This is a genomic window from Niveispirillum sp. GW835-FHT14G11, from assembly GCF_058793615.1.
Window position 1 is genome coordinate 153,112 of the sequence record NZ_JBXAFZ010000014.1, and the last position, 17,223, is coordinate 170,334.

At 67.0% G+C, this 17,223-nt stretch carries 14 protein-coding genes and 1 tRNA gene; 6 read left to right on the top strand and 9 right to left on the bottom strand.

Annotated features, from left to right (window positions below):
- Positions 1–49 precede the first annotated feature (49 nt).
- Entirely contained in the window at positions 50–2,266 is a 2,217-nt protein-coding gene (locus AC1Q7F_RS24335; RefSeq protein WP_492511130.1) for an intermembrane phospholipid transport protein YdbH family protein, read from the top strand.
- A 34-nt stretch (positions 2,267–2,300) separates the two neighbouring features.
- Positions 2,301–3,161: an exonuclease domain-containing protein gene (locus tag AC1Q7F_RS24340; protein ID WP_492511131.1), complete on the top strand. Its 861-nt coding sequence runs from the start codon at positions 2,301–2,303 to the stop codon at positions 3,159–3,161.
- Positions 3,162–3,238: 77 nt separating this feature from the next.
- On the opposite strand, the gene AC1Q7F_RS24345 is transcribed toward AC1Q7F_RS24340, so the two are convergent.
- Positions 3,239–3,315 (bottom strand) — tRNA-Pro (locus AC1Q7F_RS24345).
- Between the two features lie 211 nt (positions 3,316–3,526).
- Here AC1Q7F_RS24345 and cutA point away from each other — a divergent pair.
- The gene (gene cutA / locus AC1Q7F_RS24350) at positions 3,527–3,898 is read left to right on the top strand and encodes a divalent-cation tolerance protein CutA (RefSeq protein WP_492511132.1); all 372 of its coding nucleotides are present in this window, start codon (positions 3,527–3,529) and stop codon (positions 3,896–3,898) included.
- Positions 3,899–3,937: 39 nt separating this feature from the next.
- Here the strand turns inward: cutA and AC1Q7F_RS24355 are convergent, their stop codons facing one another.
- Both AC1Q7F_RS24355 and AC1Q7F_RS24360 read right to left on the bottom strand, forming a co-directional pair.
- Positions 3,938–5,011 carry an HD domain-containing phosphohydrolase gene (locus AC1Q7F_RS24355; protein ID WP_492511133.1) on the bottom strand — a complete coding sequence of 358 codons (1,074 nt, stop codon included), beginning with the start codon at positions 5,009–5,011 and terminating at the stop codon, positions 3,938–3,940.
- The gene (locus AC1Q7F_RS24360; RefSeq protein ID WP_492511134.1) at positions 5,008–7,047 is read right to left on the bottom strand and encodes an MHYT domain-containing protein; all 2,040 of its coding nucleotides are present in this window, start codon (positions 7,045–7,047) and stop codon (positions 5,008–5,010) included. The genes AC1Q7F_RS24355 and AC1Q7F_RS24360 overlap by 4 nt, the downstream gene beginning before the upstream one ends.
- Positions 7,048–7,314: 267 nt before the next feature.
- Between AC1Q7F_RS24360 and AC1Q7F_RS24365 the strand changes: the two genes are divergently transcribed.
- Entirely contained in the window at positions 7,315–10,851 is a 3,537-nt protein-coding gene (locus AC1Q7F_RS24365; RefSeq protein ID WP_492511135.1) for a response regulator, read from the top strand.
- On the opposite strand, the gene AC1Q7F_RS24370 is transcribed toward AC1Q7F_RS24365, so the two are convergent.
- The 3 genes from AC1Q7F_RS24370 to rplM all read right to left on the bottom strand — a co-directional run bounded on the left by AC1Q7F_RS24370 (position 10,848) and on the right by rplM (position 13,249).
- Positions 10,848–12,170, bottom strand: coding sequence for a glycosyltransferase family 9 protein (locus tag AC1Q7F_RS24370; RefSeq protein WP_492511136.1), 1,323 nt, complete (start codon positions 12,168–12,170; stop codon positions 10,848–10,850). The genes AC1Q7F_RS24365 and AC1Q7F_RS24370 overlap by 4 nt on opposite strands.
- A gap of 129 nt (positions 12,171–12,299) precedes the next feature.
- Positions 12,300–12,782, bottom strand: coding sequence for a 30S ribosomal protein S9 (rpsI, locus tag AC1Q7F_RS24375; protein WP_492511137.1), 483 nt, complete (start codon positions 12,780–12,782; stop codon positions 12,300–12,302).
- 2 nt (positions 12,783–12,784) lie between these two features.
- On the bottom strand, positions 12,785–13,249 hold the full coding sequence (rplM, locus tag AC1Q7F_RS24380) for a 50S ribosomal protein L13 (RefSeq protein ID WP_492511173.1): 465 nt from the start codon (positions 13,247–13,249) through the stop codon (positions 12,785–12,787).
- 305 nt (positions 13,250–13,554) lie between these two features.
- On the opposite strand from rplM, the gene AC1Q7F_RS24385 reads away from it, so the two are divergent.
- Both AC1Q7F_RS24385 and AC1Q7F_RS24390 read left to right on the top strand, forming a co-directional pair.
- Complete coding sequence (locus AC1Q7F_RS24385; RefSeq protein WP_492511138.1) at positions 13,555–13,794, top strand: YMGG-like glycine zipper-containing protein; 240 nt, start codon at positions 13,555–13,557, stop codon at positions 13,792–13,794.
- 90 nt (positions 13,795–13,884) lie between these two features.
- Positions 13,885–14,361, top strand: coding sequence for a CoA-binding protein (locus AC1Q7F_RS24390; protein ID WP_492511139.1), 477 nt, complete (start codon positions 13,885–13,887; stop codon positions 14,359–14,361).
- A gap of 9 nt (positions 14,362–14,370) precedes the next feature.
- Here AC1Q7F_RS24390 and AC1Q7F_RS24395 read toward each other — a convergent pair whose 3' ends face one another.
- From AC1Q7F_RS24395 to glnA, 3 genes are all read right to left on the bottom strand, one after another.
- Complete coding sequence (locus AC1Q7F_RS24395; RefSeq protein ID WP_492511140.1) at positions 14,371–14,778, bottom strand: hypothetical protein; 408 nt, start codon at positions 14,776–14,778, stop codon at positions 14,371–14,373.
- A gap of 12 nt (positions 14,779–14,790) precedes the next feature.
- The gene (locus AC1Q7F_RS24400) at positions 14,791–15,630 is read right to left on the bottom strand and encodes an ABC transporter permease (protein WP_492511141.1); all 840 of its coding nucleotides are present in this window, start codon (positions 15,628–15,630) and stop codon (positions 14,791–14,793) included.
- A 128-nt stretch (positions 15,631–15,758) separates the two neighbouring features.
- Positions 15,759–17,168, bottom strand: coding sequence for a type I glutamate--ammonia ligase (gene glnA, locus AC1Q7F_RS24405; RefSeq protein WP_492511142.1), 1,410 nt, complete (start codon positions 17,166–17,168; stop codon positions 15,759–15,761).
- Between the last annotated feature and the right edge of the window lie 55 nt (positions 17,169–17,223).

Consider the following 17,223-nt stretch of genomic DNA (forward strand, 5'->3'; position numbering starts at 1 on the left):
CGTTGCGCCCGCCACGATAGCGGCCGCATCCTTGCATGGAAAGATCGGGATGCCGCACCGGGCGGCGGAATTTGCCGGGACGATCGATTTGCGGCTGAAACAAAAGGTGATGATCGCGGCCGGTGTGACGGCCCTGGCATTGCTGGGCCTCTGGCTGGCGCTGCCCGGTCTGCTGGCGGCGCGCTGGACGCAGGAATTGCGCGCCCTGGGCTATCCGCAGGCCGAACTGGCGGTGGATGATCTGGGCTGGACCCGTGCCACCGGAGCCTTCTCCCTGGGGGGGGAGGACGGGGCGGATCGGTTCGAGGCTGACTATACCCCCTTCGGCCTTTGGCAGGGGCGTCTGTCCGGCCTGACCGTGCGGGGGCTGCGGCTTTCTCATCCGGTTGGCCTTTCCGCCACCGGTCTGCCCGCCAATCTGCCGCTGGATGGGCCGTTCCATTTCCAGGATGCGCGCCTGACCCTGGCCTTGCCCGGCGGCATCGGCACGCTGCCGCTGACCCTGGATGCCGGCTTTACGCCCGTATCGGGCGGCTGGCATGGCGAAGGGCAGGGAATAGTGGCCCTGGGTGTGACCGGCGTGCCCGCCCGCTTCACGGCCGATTGGCGGGACGGGGCCTTGTCCACGGCCGGCTTCTCCTTCACGCCCACGCCCGGCGGCCCGCGTCTGGCCGGGCAGGGCCATCTGCGCTGGCTGTCGCCCGGCGGCGGCTGGACCGGTGACCTGGATGTGACGGCCGCCAGCCTGCCCGACGGTCTGCCGGACCTGTCGCTGCGGTGGAAGGACGGGCAGGGGCAGGCGGTGCTGGACTGGAAGGGGGCCGCCCGCCTGGACGCGCTGCTGGACCCGGCTGGCCAGGGTCGCCACCGGCTCAATGCCAGGCTGCGCGTCACCGACCTTGCCGGTTTTGCCGCCCGCCTGGGCCTGCCCGACCCCGGCGTCACCGGTGGCCCGTTGGAAGCCGACCTGACGGCCCCGGACGTCGTGCTGGCAACCGTGCCCGCCATCTGGCCCGACCTGTCGCTGCGGCTGGAGGCGCGCGGCATCGGGATCGGCCAGGGGCCGCGCGACAATGCATTGCTGCTGGGCGCCATGGCCCGGCGCATCGACGGCCAATGGTGGCTGTCGCCCCTGCCGGACCTGCCGGGGGCCCTGTCCGTCCCCACCCTGGGGCTGGAGGCGCGGGGCCTGCTGCTGACCGGCAGCACCAGCCTGCCGCTGGACCTGGATTTGCGTGCCGCCAGCCTGCGCCTGCCCTGGCTGGCCCCCTCGACGCTGGCCGCCAAGCTGCGGGGAATGCCCGCCAACGACCTGCGCCTGGAATGGACAGCCGCCAGCCAGGATGGCGGCGTGCACCTCTCCGGCGGAATCGACCTGGATGCCACCGGCGGCCGCCTGCTGGCCAAACTGGCGCCCGTGCATCTGCAGCCCGGCGATGCCCCCCGTCTGTTCCCCGGCGCGCCGCTGCCACCGGCACTGGCGGGCACCATTGCCGGCCGCCTGTCCGCCGCCTGGACCGCAAGCGGCATGGAGGGTTCGGCCGACCTGCTGCTGGAAGGGGCGGGCCTGACCCTGCCGGGGCTGCGCGTCGCCGGGATCAATGGCGTCCTGCATGTCGACCGGCTGTCGCCGCTCTCCATGCCGCCGCAAGCCATTGCCATCGGCCTGTTCGATCCCGGCCTTGCCCTTTCCGGCGGTGCCCTGGGCTTGGCCCTGCCGGGCGATGGCGTGCTGCGTCTGGCGCCGGAATCTTTTCGCTGGGCCGGCCAGCAGGTCACCCTCCCGCAGACCTCGTTCCGTCTGGGCAACGATTACCTGGACCTGACCCTGGATATCCCGGCCACGCCCCTGCCTTCGGCGCTCGCGGCCCTGGGTATCGACGATCTGGGAGCTGACGGAACCTTGATCGGTTCGGTTCCGATCCGGATAGATGCCCATGGCGTCCGCCCCGGCCGGGGTGGCCTGCGCGCCACCGCCCCCGGCCGGCTGTCACTGACCGGTGCCGCCCCCTGGCTGGACCCTGTCCGCAATGACAGTCTGGCGCTGGTCACCCGCGCCCTGGCCGATTACCACTACAGGTCCATGGAACTGTCTCTGACGCCGCACGGACCTCGCCTGTCCCTGGATGGTGCTAACCCGTCGCTCTATGGCGGTTACGCCATGCCCATGAACCTGATGCTGCATTCGGCACCGCCCGCCACGCCCGCGCCGGTGCCCGCCTTCGCCACGGATGCCATCAGCGCTTTCAAGGCGCGCAAGGATTAGGCTAGAACGGGGGACAGTGACAGGAGCCGCCCGCTTGATCGAACGCGCCATCGATTTCGAAACCGCCAATGAACGGCGGGACAGCGCCTGCGCCGTGGGCCTTGCCGATGTGTTTCGGCCGGACACCCCGATCTTTCGCCGCCTGATCCGCCCACAGCCGGCCCGGTTCTCCCCCTTCTGCGTGGCGGTGCACGGCATCCGTCCCCATGACGTGGCCGATGCCCCGGTCTTTGCCGGGATCTGGCCCGATCTGGCGCCGCTGCTGGAAGGGGCGACGATCCTGGCGCACAATGCCAGCTTCGATTCCGGTGTGCTGACCGCCTGCCTGCTGGCGGCGGGCCTGCCCGTGCCGCCCGTGCGCTTCATCTGCACAGTGGACCTGGCCCGCGCCGCCTTTCCGCAATTGCGCAGCCACAAGCTGAACATCGTGGCTCACCATCTGGGCATCGAATTGAACCATCACGAGGCCGGCAGCGACGCCGCCGCCTGCGCCGCCATCGGCCGGCATGTGGCGGGCATGCTGGGTGTGGCCAGCGTGGCGGAGGCTGCGGACCGTCTGGGCGTGGGGGCCCGCCGCACCCGCCGCCCCGCCGCCATCGCGCCCGCCGCATCGCTGGGCGCCCCGGCCCTGCCATCCCCCTCCGCCCGCGTCGATGGCCAGAATTTCGTCCTTACCGGCACCCTGATGGCCTGCTCGCGCCCCGACGCAGCCCGCGCCATCGCCCTGGCGGGCGGCACCTTCCAGGCCTATATCCGCCAGGATACCGACTGGCTGGTGGTGGGCCTCTCGCCCGGCAAGACCAAGCTGACCGCCGCCCAGGCGCGACAGCAGCGCTATGGCCGCCTGCGTCTGCTGGACGAGGCGGAATTCATGGCCATGCTGGGGATTCATTAAGCTTATAAAGCACGAAAGCCGCCGTCACTGCTGACGGCGGCTTTTCGCGCAACCCTTTGATCGGGCTATCGAGAGAATGGTCGGAGCGACAGGATTCGAACCTGCGACCCCTAGACCCCCAGTCTAGTGCGCTACCAGGCTGCGCCACGCTCCGACCTCTCGATCGAACATCGTCCGGTTTTGGCCGTCCGTCGTTCGGGCGCGGAATATAGACACGAGTTTTTGGGGATGCAACGTTTGTGTCAGGGAAAATGCATTTTCCTGCCTGACCTGCCCGATACGCGGGGGCAACGCCCTTGCTGCAACGGGGGACGGGACAGCCCAGCCGGGCTTGCATCAGGGCTCAACACCAAGGAATCCCTTGCATGAACACCACTATCTGCCTCGTCTACATCACCACGCCCGATCTGGCCGTGGCCCGCGCCATCGCCACGCAGATGGTGGAGGAAGGGCTGGCCGCCTGCGCCAACATCCTGCCGGGCATGGAATCAGTCTATCGATGGCAGGGCGTGGTGGAACGCGCGGCAGAAGTGGTGCTGATCCTGAAATGCCGCGCGGAAGGGTTTGACGCCTTGTCTGCCCGCATCCGCGCCCTGCATCCCTATGACCTGCCCTGCATCATCGCTCTGCCCATCACGGCGGGCCTGCCGGACTATCTGGCCTGGCTGGCAGGGCAAAGTGCAGCCGGGGGCGGGGGAGGTTCGACCGACCGTCAAGGTTTCATGCCGCCGGTTTGAGGCAGGCTGGCCGTTTACTGCTACCGGGAACGGAAAGGCTCAATCCGCCAGTTCCGCCCGGATGGCCAGCATCCGGTCCATATTGTCCAGGAACAGGCGCGTCAAGGCCGGGTCCAGGTGGCTGCCCGCACCTTGTTCCAGATGGGCGCGCACCGCCTCCAGGCTCCACGGCTCCTTATAGGGGCGGCGTGACAGCAGGGCGTCGAACACGTCGCAGATGGCGACGATGCGGCCGCTGAGGGGGATATCCTCCCCGGCCAGCCCGCCCGGATAGCCGCTGCCATCCCATTTCTCATGATGGGTACCGGCGATCTCCGACGCCAGGTCCAGCAGCAGCAGGCCGCTGCCGGCCAGGATATGCTGGCCGATGCTGGCATGGGTCTTCATGATCACCCATTCATCGGCATCCAGCTTGCCGGGCTTCAGCAGGACGCGGTCGGGAATGCCGATCTTGCCGATATCATGCAGCGGGGCGGCACTGGCGATCTTGGTCACCATCAGGGCGGGCAGGCCGGCCAGACGGGCCAGTTCGCCCGCCATGCGGCCGATACGGGTGACATGCTGGCCGGTATCCTCGTCGCGGAACTCCCCGGCCGAACAGAGGCGGCGGATGATCTCCGCGCGGGTGCGCTCCAGTTCCGCCGTGCGGTCCTGCACCTGCCGTTCCAATATTTCCGCCTGCTGGCGCTGCGCCTTGTGCAGCAGGTGCAGTTCCAGCAGATTGCGCGACCGGGCGATCAGTTCCCAGAAGGCATAGGGTTTGGTGACATAATCACGGGCGCCGGCTTCCAGCGCGCGGCGGCGTGACCCTTCATCATTCTGGGCGGTGACGACCAGCACGGGCGGGGCATCGGTGCCCATTTCCGCGCGCAGGCGGGTGATGAAGGACGGGCCGTCCAGTCCCGGCATGCGGTAATCCAGCAGGATCAGGTCAGGCGGGGTGCGCTTCGCCATGGCCAGCCCCTCATAGGGGTCGGTGCTGCTCTCGATATTCTCGAACCCCGCCACCTCCAGCATGCCCAGCAGCAGCTCGACATTGGCGGGCAGGTCGTCGACGACCAGGATGTGCGCGGCCGACAGCTCCTCGCTGAGCGGGGTGGACAGTTCGATCATGACGCGACGGTTCCTCCGGCCAGCGCCTCATCCAAGGCGGCCATGAATTCCGGCACGCGCAGCGGCTTGGTCATATAGCGATGGAAGCCGGCAGCCTTGCCGCGCTCCACCTCGCGGGGCAGGGCGTTGGCCGACAGGGCCAGGGCCGGGATGCCCGACGTGGCCGGATCGGCACGCAGCCGGGCCAGCACCTCGAACCCGTCCATGCCGGGCAGGTTGATGTCCAGGATGATGATGTCGGGCAGGTGGGTGCGTGCCAGCTGCAGGCCCGATCCCGGATCGGCGGCGACCAGCAGGCGGAACCCGCCCAGACTGTCGATCAGGTCCCGCATCAGCTGGATGTTGGCGGGATTGTCCTCCACATACAGCATGGTGCGCTGGTCACCCGGGCCGGCGCGCTGGGGCAGATTGGCCCGCCCGGCATCCAGCGTCTGGGCCGAGGCGGCGGATGGCAGCTCGAACAGGAAGCGGCTGCCCACGCCTTCCGTGCTTTCCACGATGATGGTGCCGCCCATGGCCTGCACCAGCCGCTGGCAGATGGTCAGGCCGATGCCTGTGCCTTCCACCGTGCCATGCTCGCGGCCCAGGCGATTGAAGGGCTGGAACAGCTGGTCGATACGATCGACGGGGATGCCCAGGCCGGTATCGCTGACCGACAGGGTGACCCGCCCGTCCTTGCCCGGACGGATGGAGACGGTGACCCTGCCGCCGGGGTGGTTATACTTGATGGCATTGCTGGTCAGGTTGCTCAGCACCTGTACCAGGCGCGTACGGTCGGCCACGATGCCGGTGCCCGCATTGGCGATGTCCAGGGTCAGGGTCACGTTGGCGCTGTCGGCCACGGGCTGCATGTTGATGGCGACGTCGCGGGCCACGGCGGCGGCGTCCACCGGCTCCAGCGACAGCGACAGGCGCCCCGCCTCCACCTTGGCCAGATCCAGCACCTCATCGATCAGGTGCAGCAGATGGGTGCCCGCCTTCTCGATCTGGGTGGCCGCCCGCTCCTGCTTGGTGGTCAGCGGTTCCTTGGCGCGGTTATAGAGCAGCAGCTGCGCGAACCCCATGATGGAATTGAGCGGCGTGCGCAGCTCATGGCTCATGCTGGCCAGGAAGTCGGACTTGGCCTGGCTGGCGGCTTCGGCGCGGGCGCGGGCCTCCTCCAGGTCGACGGTGCGTTCGGCCACCCGCTGTTCCAGCGCCAGCTTGGACTGTTCCAGCTCCGCCTCGATCAGGCGGCGGGCCTGCATTTCCTCGCCCAGCGCCAGGAAGGACCGGCGCAGCTGTTCGGCCTCGCGCGCGGCGGCGGCGGAGATGCGGCGGTCGGCGATGCCGGCCACCAGGGCCAGCACCAGCAGGCCATAGGTGGCGGCCGCCACGGCGCCGGCCAGGATCAGGCGGGGAATGCCCGCTTGCACGTCGGGCAGGCTGGGGTCCAGCGTCACCACCAGCGCACCCATGCCGGTATAATGCATGCCGCAGATGGCGATCCCCATCACCAGTGCCGCGGCCACGCGCAGGCCGAAACGCTGCGGCGTCAAGGCCAGCCAGAGGGCGACCGTGGCGGCGACCAGGGCGATGACCACCGACAGGGCGAACAGGCCGGGCCTGTACCCGATGGTGCCGGGCAGCATCAGTGCCGCCATACCGGTATAATGCATGACCACGACGCCCATGCCGACCAGCATGCCGGCGCTCAGCAGCCGCACAGGGCTCATGCTGTCCCTGACCAGCCACAGGCCGACGGCCACCACCAGGATCGGCACGGCCAGCGACAGCAGCGTCAGTCCGCCATGGAAACTGAAGGGTGCGTCCAGATTGAAGGCCAGCATGCCCAGGAAATGCATTGCCCAGATGCCGCCGCCCAGCGCGGCCGACGCGGCCCCATGCCAGGCCCAGCGCACCTTCCCCTCCGCATGGCGCAGCCGTTCGGCCAGATCCAGCGCGACGTAGGAGGCGAAGACCGCTGTCAGAAAGGAGAGCGCGACCAGCCAGGTGTCATGGCTGGTGACGGCACCGTCAGCGCTGGTGAAGCACAAACCAAGAATTTCCATATGGGGCCGGCGGTTCCAGGGCGGTCGATTTTCGATGTCTGTATCGAATATAACCGAAGTCGGAAAGGTTAAAAGCGCGAATGAATGTCGCCCTATCCTCATGGTCGGGGCGGGGACGACGTTTCTGTCGCGTTTCCATGTCAGGTGGTGCCTGATCTATCCCGATGCACTGCCGCGACCCGGCACATAGCGTCGTATTCTGGCGATATTGATGCGGTGCAGGGTGCCGCCATACGATGGATCATGGGCGTCATGCGATTGCCGTCACTGTCATTGAGGGGAAGGCTGGTTCTGCTGCTGTCGGCAGTGATATTGGTCATGTCCGTCGTGCTGGTGGTGGAGGATCGGTCGCGTCGCGCGGATGCGCAGGCGCAAGCCCTCGACCGGGCCATGGACATGGCCCGCTTCGCCGCCGCCCAGCATGCGGATATGATGTCCAGCCTGCAAAGGCTGGTGGCCGTGGCCGCCAGCCGCGTCTCGCGCGATGTGGAATGCGATCGCGGCCTGGCCACCTTGAAGGGGGCCCAGCCCTGGGTCTCCAACATATTCATTGCTCGGCCCGACGGATCGATCCGCTGTTCGACGGCCCCCGACGATGAAGAGATCAACCTGGCCGACCGGGAATATTTCCAGCGCGTGCTGAAAACGGGCCGGCCGGCGATCAGCGGCTATTTGCGGGCCCGCGCCACGGGCCGGCCGGTTATCGTCTATGCCCAGCCGATCATGGCGGAAGGCCGCCAGATCGTCGGCGTGGCGCTGGCCGGGCTGCTGCTGGACTGGCTGGATGGCATGGCGGCCCGCCTGCTGGAGGTGGCGCCCGACGCCACGCTGGTGGCGCTGCATGCCGATGGCACATTGATCGCCCATTACCCGGCGCTGGACACCCTGAATGGCAGCGACATATCCGATGTCCCCTTCGGCCGCGCCGTGCTGGACCAGCAGGGGAGCGGCACCTGGGTGGGGCCGGGACTTGACGATGTTGAAAGGTTGATGGCCTTCGTGCCGCTGTCCACCGGCGACCTGCGCATCATCGTCTCCTACCCGCGTGATCAGGTCCTGGCGGGGGCGGAACGGGAATTCCACCGCAACATGGCGGCCCTGCTGGCCCTGTCGCTGCTGGCCATGCTGATGGTCTATGTAGGCGTGGCAAATACGGTGCTGGACCCGCTGTCCCGCCTGATCGGCACCGTCAGTCGCCTGGGAAGGGGGGAACTGGGCCTGCGCGTCGCTCCCGGGGGGGGCGAGATCGGGGCCCTGGCCGGGGCCATCAACGATATGGCGGCCAGCCTGCAGCGCCAGGCGACCGAGCTGGCCACCCGTGACGCGCAATACAGGCTTCTGTCCGAGCAGGGCAGCGATGTGGTGGCCCTGCATGCGCTGGATGGCACCTATCTCTATGTCTCGCCCACCTGCGCCTGGATGCTGGGCTATACGCCCGAACAGCTGGTGGGTGCCGCGCCGCAGGATCGCTGCCATCCCGACGATGTACAGATGATCGAACGCGTCCCCCCCATCTTGGCGGCCGGGATGGCTTGCGCCCCGTTGACCTACCGGCTGCGCCATGGCGACGGGCGCTGGATCTGGGTGGAGACGGCTTTCGCGCTCGCTGCCGATGATCTGGCGGGGCAGCGCATCGTGTCGGCCACCCGCGACGTGGGTGACCGCGTTGTGCAGGAACAGGAACTGCGCGCCGCCCGCGACCGGCTGGGCGAACAGGCGGACAGCTTGCAGGCTCTGGCCGCTGACCTGGACCGTGCGCGGTGCGTGGCGGAGGCCGCGGCCCGCGTCGCGGAGACCGCCAATCAGGCCAAATCAGAATTCCTGGCCAATATGAGCCATGAGGTCCGCACCCCGATGAACGGCATCATCGGCATGACCGGCCTGCTGCTGGATACGGCATTGTCGCCCGAACAGCGCGGCTTTGCGGAGACGATCCGCGAGAGTGCCGATGCCCTGCTCTATGTCATCAACGACATCCTGGATGTCTCCAAGCTGGAGGCCGGCAAGCTCGACCTCGACAATATTGATTTCGCGCTGGATGAGATCGTGGAAGGGGTCGTGGCGCTGCTGGCGCCGCGCGCGCAGCAGAAGGGCGTGACCCTGGTGGCGGAGATCGATCCCGCCGCCGCCCGCGCCTATCGTGGCGACCCGGTTCGCCTGCGCCAGATCCTGCTCAATCTGGCCGGCAACGCCGTCAAATTTACGGAGGAGGGGGTCATCTCCATTGATGTCCGCACGGTGGATGACGGGAACCCCCAGCCGCCGGGCACCACGCGCCTGCGTTTCACGGTGTCGGACACCGGCATCGGCATGACGCCGGATCAGATGGGCCGGTTGTTTCAGAAATTCACCCAGGCTGACAATTCCATCACGCGGCGTTTTGGCGGCACCGGCCTGGGCCTGACCATCTCCCGCCAGTTGGTGCAGCTGATGGAAGGCGACATCCAGGTGGAAAGCCGGGTGGGGCAGGGCAGCCGTTTCTGGTTCACCATCTCCCTGCGGCCCGCCGCCGCCCCGCTGCCCGACCGTCAGAACATCCAGCAATGGTTGCAGGACCTGTCCGCCCTGGTTGTGGATGATATGGAGACCAATCGCCGCATTCTGTCGCGACAGCTGGAACGGCTGGGCATGAAGGTGACCGCCGCCAATGGTGCGCCGGCCGCGCTTGCCGAGCTGGAACGCTGCTTGCGCGAGGGCACATTCCCCGCTGTCGTCCTCATCGACCATACGATGCCGGGCATGACGGGTGACGCGCTGGCCAGCTGGCTGCGCGGCCATCCCTCCTTCGCGGGCATCCGGCTGGTGCTGGTCTCCTCCACCGGCGGGCTGGACGCGGGTGATCCGGCGGCCGACCTGTTCGACGCCATGATCGCCAAGCCGGCCCGGCCGGCCGATCTCCGCGACCTGCTGGGCCGCCTGTTCGCCCCCGCCGGGGCGGAACCACCGCTTCCGGTGCCGGCGCTGGCCGATGAAAGGGGCCGGGGGCGCCGCGTGCTGGTGGTGGATGACAATCCCGTCAACCGCAACGTGGCCCGCCTGATCCTGGAACGCGACCTCTATGGCGTGGATCTGGTGGAAGATGGGATGCAGGCCATTGCGGCGGCGGAGTCACGCCGCTACGACCTGATCCTGATGGATGTGCAGATGCCCGGCATGGATGGGATCGAGGCGACGCGCCTGATCCGCACCCAGGAAAGCCAGACCGGCCAGCGCCGCACGCCCATCATCGCCATGACCGCCAATGCCATGGTCGGCATGCGGGAAAGCTATCTGGAGGCGGGCATGGACGATTACGTCTCCAAACCTTATGAGCCCAAGGCACTGCTGCTGGCGGCGGCGCATTGGGCGGGCAACCGCGATGGCACGGCGGACGATGCCGGATACCGCGCTCAACTGGAACCCGATATGGACCTGACAGACCATCCCGTTCTCGACCCCTCCGTCCTGGCGGGGCTGCTTTCCTTCACCGATGCGGCCGAATTTTCCGACCTGATGAGGCGGTTCATCGGCACCGGCGGCGAGCGCACGGACCGCATGGCGCGGCTGCTGGGTGATGCGAACTGGGATTTGCTGCGGCGCGAGGCGCATTCCATGATCTCGCTGGCCGGCAATTTGGGCCTGCGCCAGATCCAGCATCTGGCCGCCGGCATCGAACGCGCCCTGATCGACGGCGACCGCGAAAGGGCGGCGATGCTGGTCACCCGCCTGCTGGAACTGGCGCCCGGCGCCTGGGACGCGGTGACCGCCCATGTCGATACCCTGATCCCGCGCCAGGCCGTGGCGTCCTAGGTCCTTGCCCTTACCCCCGCCAGCCGTGCCGTCACCTGATCCAGCAACCCCGCCCAGTCGCCCGCCGCCGGCTGGCGCAGCAGGGTCATGGACCGGTACCAGGGCGTCTCCCCCTCGGCTGCGTCGCCCCAGCGCCAGTCGGGGTGGCGGCGCAGCAGGGTCCAGACGGGCACGCCCAGCGCGCCGGCCAGGTGGCAGGGCGCGCTGTCGATGCTGACCACCAGATCCATCTCCTCGATCAAGGCCGCCGTGGCCTCAAACCCATCCCCATCCCGCAGCACGAAATGCAGATTGTCCGGCACCGACCCGCGCAGCCGCTGCAGGCCGGGCGGCGACAGGGCATAGAAATCGATATGCGGCGACCGCGCCAGGAACGGCGCCGCCAGGCTGTCGGGAATGGACCGGACATCATCTTCGGGATGCAGGTTCGATCCCCGCCAGACGATACCCACGGCCGGACGCTGGCGGGTGCGGCGGCGCTGGCTGATCCAGGGCGCCGCCGACAGATAGCCATAGCCACCCGGCAGGCTATCGGGTGTCGCCCCAACCATCAGCGGAATGGACATCGCCATCAGCCGGTGGCTATGCGCCGATACCGTCACCTGTTCCGGCGTTGCGAAGCGCAGATTGGCGACGTGGTTGAAATTGCCCGACAGCAATGACAGCAGCAGGGGCCGGACCATGAAGGTGACAGACCGCGCCCTGGCCGCGATGGCGGGCAGCCAGCGTGCGACCATGATCATGTCGCCATAGCCCTGTTCGGTGCCGATCACCAGATCGGCGCCGGCCACCGCCGGGTTCCAGTCGGGCAGGGCGGATAGCTGCTCCCGGATGGCCAGCGACGGCCCATCGGCCATATCCCACCGCTGCTCATAGGCGGCCAACCCTTCCGGCCATTGGCCCAGCTTCAGCAACGCGGTGGCCAGGTTGATACTGTTGGGCGCAGGACCGGGCCCCCGCAGCGCCCGGCAGCGGCGGAGGGCATCCAGCGCCGGCCCCGTCTGTCCCGCCATCAGCCGGGCCGCCCCCAGCAGCGCCCAATTTTCCGGTTCCGTGCTGTCCGGATCGCCCGCCATCAGCCGGCCCATGGCGGCCATGGCCGCGTCGGCATCCTGCAGCCGCAGATGCGCACGGGCCAGATTGCGCAGCAGGATCGGTTGGTCGCCGGTCATGCCCAGCACCTTGACCAGGCACTCCACCGCCATCGACCAATTGCCCTGCGCACCGGCCGCCATGCTGCGGTCCATCAGCGCCTGGGCGTCGGCGGGGTTGCGCATCAGGGCGATCCCCGTGCGGCGCAGTTCACCCTGCCAATCCATCTCCGCCCGCCTTCCGATGACCGCCCGATGACCAAAATTCGCATGGGTCCAGGAAAAGAAAAAGGGCGCTCCCACAGGGGGGAACGCCCTTTCTCCGTACCAAACCCGGCGAACCGGGACCAAACGCGATTAGCGCTTGGAGAACTGGAAGCTGCGGCGGGCCTTGGCCTTACCGTACTTCTTACGCTCGACGACGCGGCTGTCGCGGGTCAGCAGGCCGGCGGCCTTCAGCGGCGGACGCAGGCCCGGCTCGAAATAGGTCAGGGCCTTGGAGATGCCGTGACGCAGCGCACCGGCCTGGCCCGACAGACCACCACCGGACACGGTGGCGACGATGTCGAACTGCTCGACGCGGCTGGTGATCTGGAACGGCTGGTTGATCATCATGCGCAGCACGGGACGGGCGAAATAAACCGCCAGTTCACGACCGTTCACGGTGATCTTGCCGGTGCCGGGCTTGATCCAGACGCGGGCGACGGCGTTCTTGCGCTTGCCGGTGGCATAGGCGCGGCCGAAGGCGTCAATCTTGGGTTCCACCGGGGCGGCCGCAGTGGCGACGACGCCGACGGCGGCGCCGGCCTTCAGGTCAGCGAGGCTGTTGATCGTGGCCATTATCAGGCGCTCCGCTTGTTCTTGGCGTTCTTGGCGGCGAGATCCAGCACGACCGGCGTCTGGGCGGCGTGCGGGTGCTCACTACCGGCATAGACGCGCAGATTGCTCATCTGCTGACGACCCAGCGGGCTGCGCTTGATCATGCGCTCGACGGCCTTGATGACGACGCGCTCGGGGAAGCGGCCATCCAGGATCTGGCCGGCCGAACGGCCCTTGATGCCGCCCGGATAGCCGGTGTGCCAGTAGAACATGGCGTCCTGGCGCTTGTTGCCGGTCAGGGCGACCTTCTCGGCATTGATGACGATGACATTGTCACCGCAATCCAGGAACGGGGTATAGGTGGGCTTGGTCTTGCCGCGCAGAATCAGGGCGATCTGGCTGGCGAGACGACCCAGGACAATGCCCTCCGCATCGATGAGAATCCACTTCTTCTCGATCTCGGACGGCTTCAGGTTAAAGGTCTTCATCGGAGCACTCGGGCTTGAACGGATGAAGGCGCCAACCACCAGGCTGGCACCGAAGCGGATGGTGATGTAGGGCCAATCGCCATTCGCCGCAAGCAGAAAATGCAGCATCCACAAGGGTATGCGAAACGGTATTATAATACCTTATTCAGAAACCCCTTGAATTCATTGAGTATTTTCAAATCGTCATTCAGGCCTTTGCCGCCATCCGGTCCGGCCATGCGGCGGTGACATGGTGCGGTTGCGTGGGAACCTACCGCCATCGCCATCGTTCCCTTGCCAGTTGTCCAATAATGACGGAGGCAGAAATGTACGCGATGATCGGACGGACGGCTGCGGCTGGCCTGCTCATGATCGGCATCCTGGCCGGGTGCGGCAACAACATGCAGGAACGCGTCGCGTCCGGCGCGCTGATCGGCGCCGGCACGGGCGCCGTGCTGGGCGGCAGCGTCGGCAGTGCCGCCATCGGCGCCCTGGCGGGTGCCGGCACCGGCGCCGTGGTCAACGAGGTCGACAAGAGCAACGACAAGAAAAAGCGCCGCCGCTGATCGGGCGGTTCGCCCCAGGGGGGACGGGTTTGTCGATCCCCGCTTCCTCACGCATGGCACCCCTGACCTTTGGGCCGGGTGGCAACGCCCTTGGCCCGCGCCCAAATCCCCCGCATGCTGGGGGTGCAACAGGCAGGGACCGACGCCATGAACCACGATCATTACCCCGATGACCTGATCCGCCATGTGCTGGACAGTGCCCGGACCATCGCCGTGGTCGGCGCCACGGCCGACCCGGCCAAGCCCAGCTTCTATGTGATGAAATATCTGGCCGACCGTGGACATCGGGTGATCCCGGTGAACCCGGCTCTGGCCGGACAGACGGTGCTGGGCCAGCAAGCCTATGCCAGCCTGGCCGACCTGCCGGAAAAGCCGGACATGGTCGATATCTTCCGTCGTCCCGACGCCGCCGGCCAGGTGGCCATCGACGCGGCCGAACGCGGCATCCCCTATATCTGGATGCAGTTGGGCATCCGCAACGACGCGGCGGCGGCCCAGGCGGAGGCGTTGGGCAGCACGGTGATCATGGACCGCTGCCCGATGATCGAGGTGCCGCGGCTTTACTGAGACCACCTCTCAGGTGCGATAGAACAGCGCCCAGATGGCCAGCGCCACGACCCCGAACAGGAAGGCCAGCATATAGGTCTTGATCGGCACCGGCACCTTCTCGTCCGGTCCCGGCCTTGCCGCCCCACCGCGCGCCGCCGGCCTGGGCTTGGGCTTGGTGCGTTCACTGCCCGCTACCAGGGTGGGCTTGGGCCGTCCATCCTTGCGCGGGTCATGCAACTCGATCAGGCGCCAGTCGAAATCGGCCAGGGCCTCGTCGCTGACGAAATCCACCTGGATCAGGCGGACGGGACCGGCCCCGTGCAGGCCGACGGCATTGCGGAATTCCTGGCGGCCCGCCTTCAGGTCTTCGACCAGCGACAGGGTCTCCCATTTCGCGCCCTTGGGCCGCTGCACCGCATATTTTCGTTCCGTCACCCGTGCCGCCCCTTACTCGCCCGCCTGCAACAGGGCGCCGCGCCGCCGCGCGTTGCGGAACGCCCCCAGGAAGTATAGGGACGCCAGCCCCAGATAGAAAAGATTGAGAATGACGGCCCAGCCCAGCCGGGACCATTCCAGCGTCCCCTGGAACAGCACGGCGCGCATCCCCTCGAACACATGGGTGGCAGGGATGGCGACGGAGATGTACTGCACCATCGGCGGCAGCGACGACAGCGGGTAATAGACCGCTGAAAACGGCGCCAGCACGAACACCGCCATCCAGCACAGCGACTCCGCCCCCAACCCATGGCGCAGGATCATGCCCGAGGTCAGCAGACCCACGCTGATGCCCAGCAGCATCAGATTGGCGAAGAACCCGGCCAGCGGCAGCCCCAGGTCGAAGATCGACATGTCGAAGAACAGGATGGACAGCAGCACTGGCGGCGCCAGCCCCAGCAGCACGCGGATGAACCCCATCACCACCAGCGACAGAACCCATTCCCAGGGGCGCAGCGGGCTGACGAACAAATTGCCCAGATTGCGCGACCAGAGTTCCTCCAGGAAGGTGATGCTCATCCCGATCTGGGTGCGCACCAGCACTTCCCACAGCAGCACGGCGGAGATCAGCACGCCGGCGGCATTGGCCAGCAGCGATGTCTGCCCGCGCAGGAACTGCGACATGAAGCCCCAGACCATCAACTGCACCGTGGGCCAATAGCAAAGCTCCAGGATGCGCGGCCAGCTCTGCCGGATCAGGAACCAGTTGCGCATGACCATGGCCATGATGCGCCGGGGCGACCCGCCAAGCGGGCCGGGGCTGGCGGTCGGGTGATCTGAACGGTTCATCATGTCCTGCATCGTGGACGGCAGATATAGCCGATTGCCGGACGCGCTAAAAGCGAGAAACCCCCGCCGGTCGCCCGGCGGGGGTCTGCTGATCGTCGTCGATGGTCGGGCCCATCGCCGGGCCGCACGCATCAGACGCTGTAATACATCTTGTACTCGATCGGGTGCGGCGAGGTTTCGAACGCCAGCACTTCCTGCATCTTCAGCTCGATGAAGCTCTCGATCATGTCGTCGGTGAACACGTCGCCCTTCTTCAGGAAGTCGCGGTCGGCCGACAGGCTTTCCAGGGCTTCGCGCAAGCTGCGGCAAACCGTCGGGATTTCCTTCAGTTCGTCGGGTGGCAGGTCGTACAGGTTCTTGTCCATGGCATCGCCCGGATGGATCTTGTTCTGGATACCATCCAGACCGGCCATCAGCATGGCGGCGAACGCCAGGTACGGGTTCGCACCCGGATCGGGGAAGCGGACCTCGACGCGCTTGCCCTTCGGGCTCGACACGTGCGGGATACGGCAGGAAGCCGAACGGTTGCGGCTGGAATAGGCCAGCAGCACCGGCGCCTCATAGCCCGGGACCAGACGCTTATAGCTGTTGGTCAGCGGGTTGGTGAAGGCGTTCAGGGCGCGGGCATGCTTGATGATGCCGCCGATATAGAACAGGGCGGTTTCCGACAGGTCGGCATACAGGTTGCCGGCGAACAGCGGCTTGCCGTCCTTCCAGATCGACTGGTGGCAATGCATGCCCGAGCCATTGTCGCCGAACACCGGCTTGGGCATGAAGGTCGCGGTCTTGCCGTACTGATGGGCCACATTATGGACCACATACTTGAACAGCTGCATGCCGTCGGCCATCTTGACCAGCGTGCCGAACTTGACGCCCAGCTCATGCTGCGAGGCGGCGACTTCGTGGTGGTGCTTCTCCACCTCGACGCCCATCTCGCCCAGCACGGTCAGCATCTCGGCGCGCAGGTCCTGGGCGCTGTCGACCGGGCCGACGGGGAAATAGCCGCCCTTCACGCCCGGGCGGTGACCCAGGTTGCCGCCCTCATAGGAACGGCCGGAATTGTACGGGCCTTCCTCGCTGTCGAACTCGTAGGACACCTTGTTCATCGAGACTTCGAACTTGACGTCGTCGAACACGAAGAACTCGGCTTCCGGACCGAAATAGGCGGTGTCGCCGATCCCGGCCGAGGCCATGTACTTTTCGGCGGCCTTGGCGATGGAGCGCGGGTCGCGGCTATAGGGCTGGCGGGTGGAGGGCTCCAGCACGTCGCACAGCACGGTCAGCAGCGGCTGGGCCGAGAACGGGTCCATGACGGCCGTGGACAGGTCCGGCAGCAGGGTCATGTCGGACTCGTTGATGGCCTTCCAGCCTTCGATCGACGAGCCGTCGAACATCACGCCGTCGGTCAGCAGATCCTCATCGACCGTGGAGAGGTGCTGGGAAACGTGGTGAACCTTCCCCTTGATGTCGGTGAAGCGGAAATCGACATACTTGACGTCGTTTTCCTTGATCAGATCGAAGAACTTGTCCAGATCAGACATAGCCTCTGCTTCCGTGGTTTGAGGTTTGTCGCGGTTGAAACCGGTCCCGGGGTGG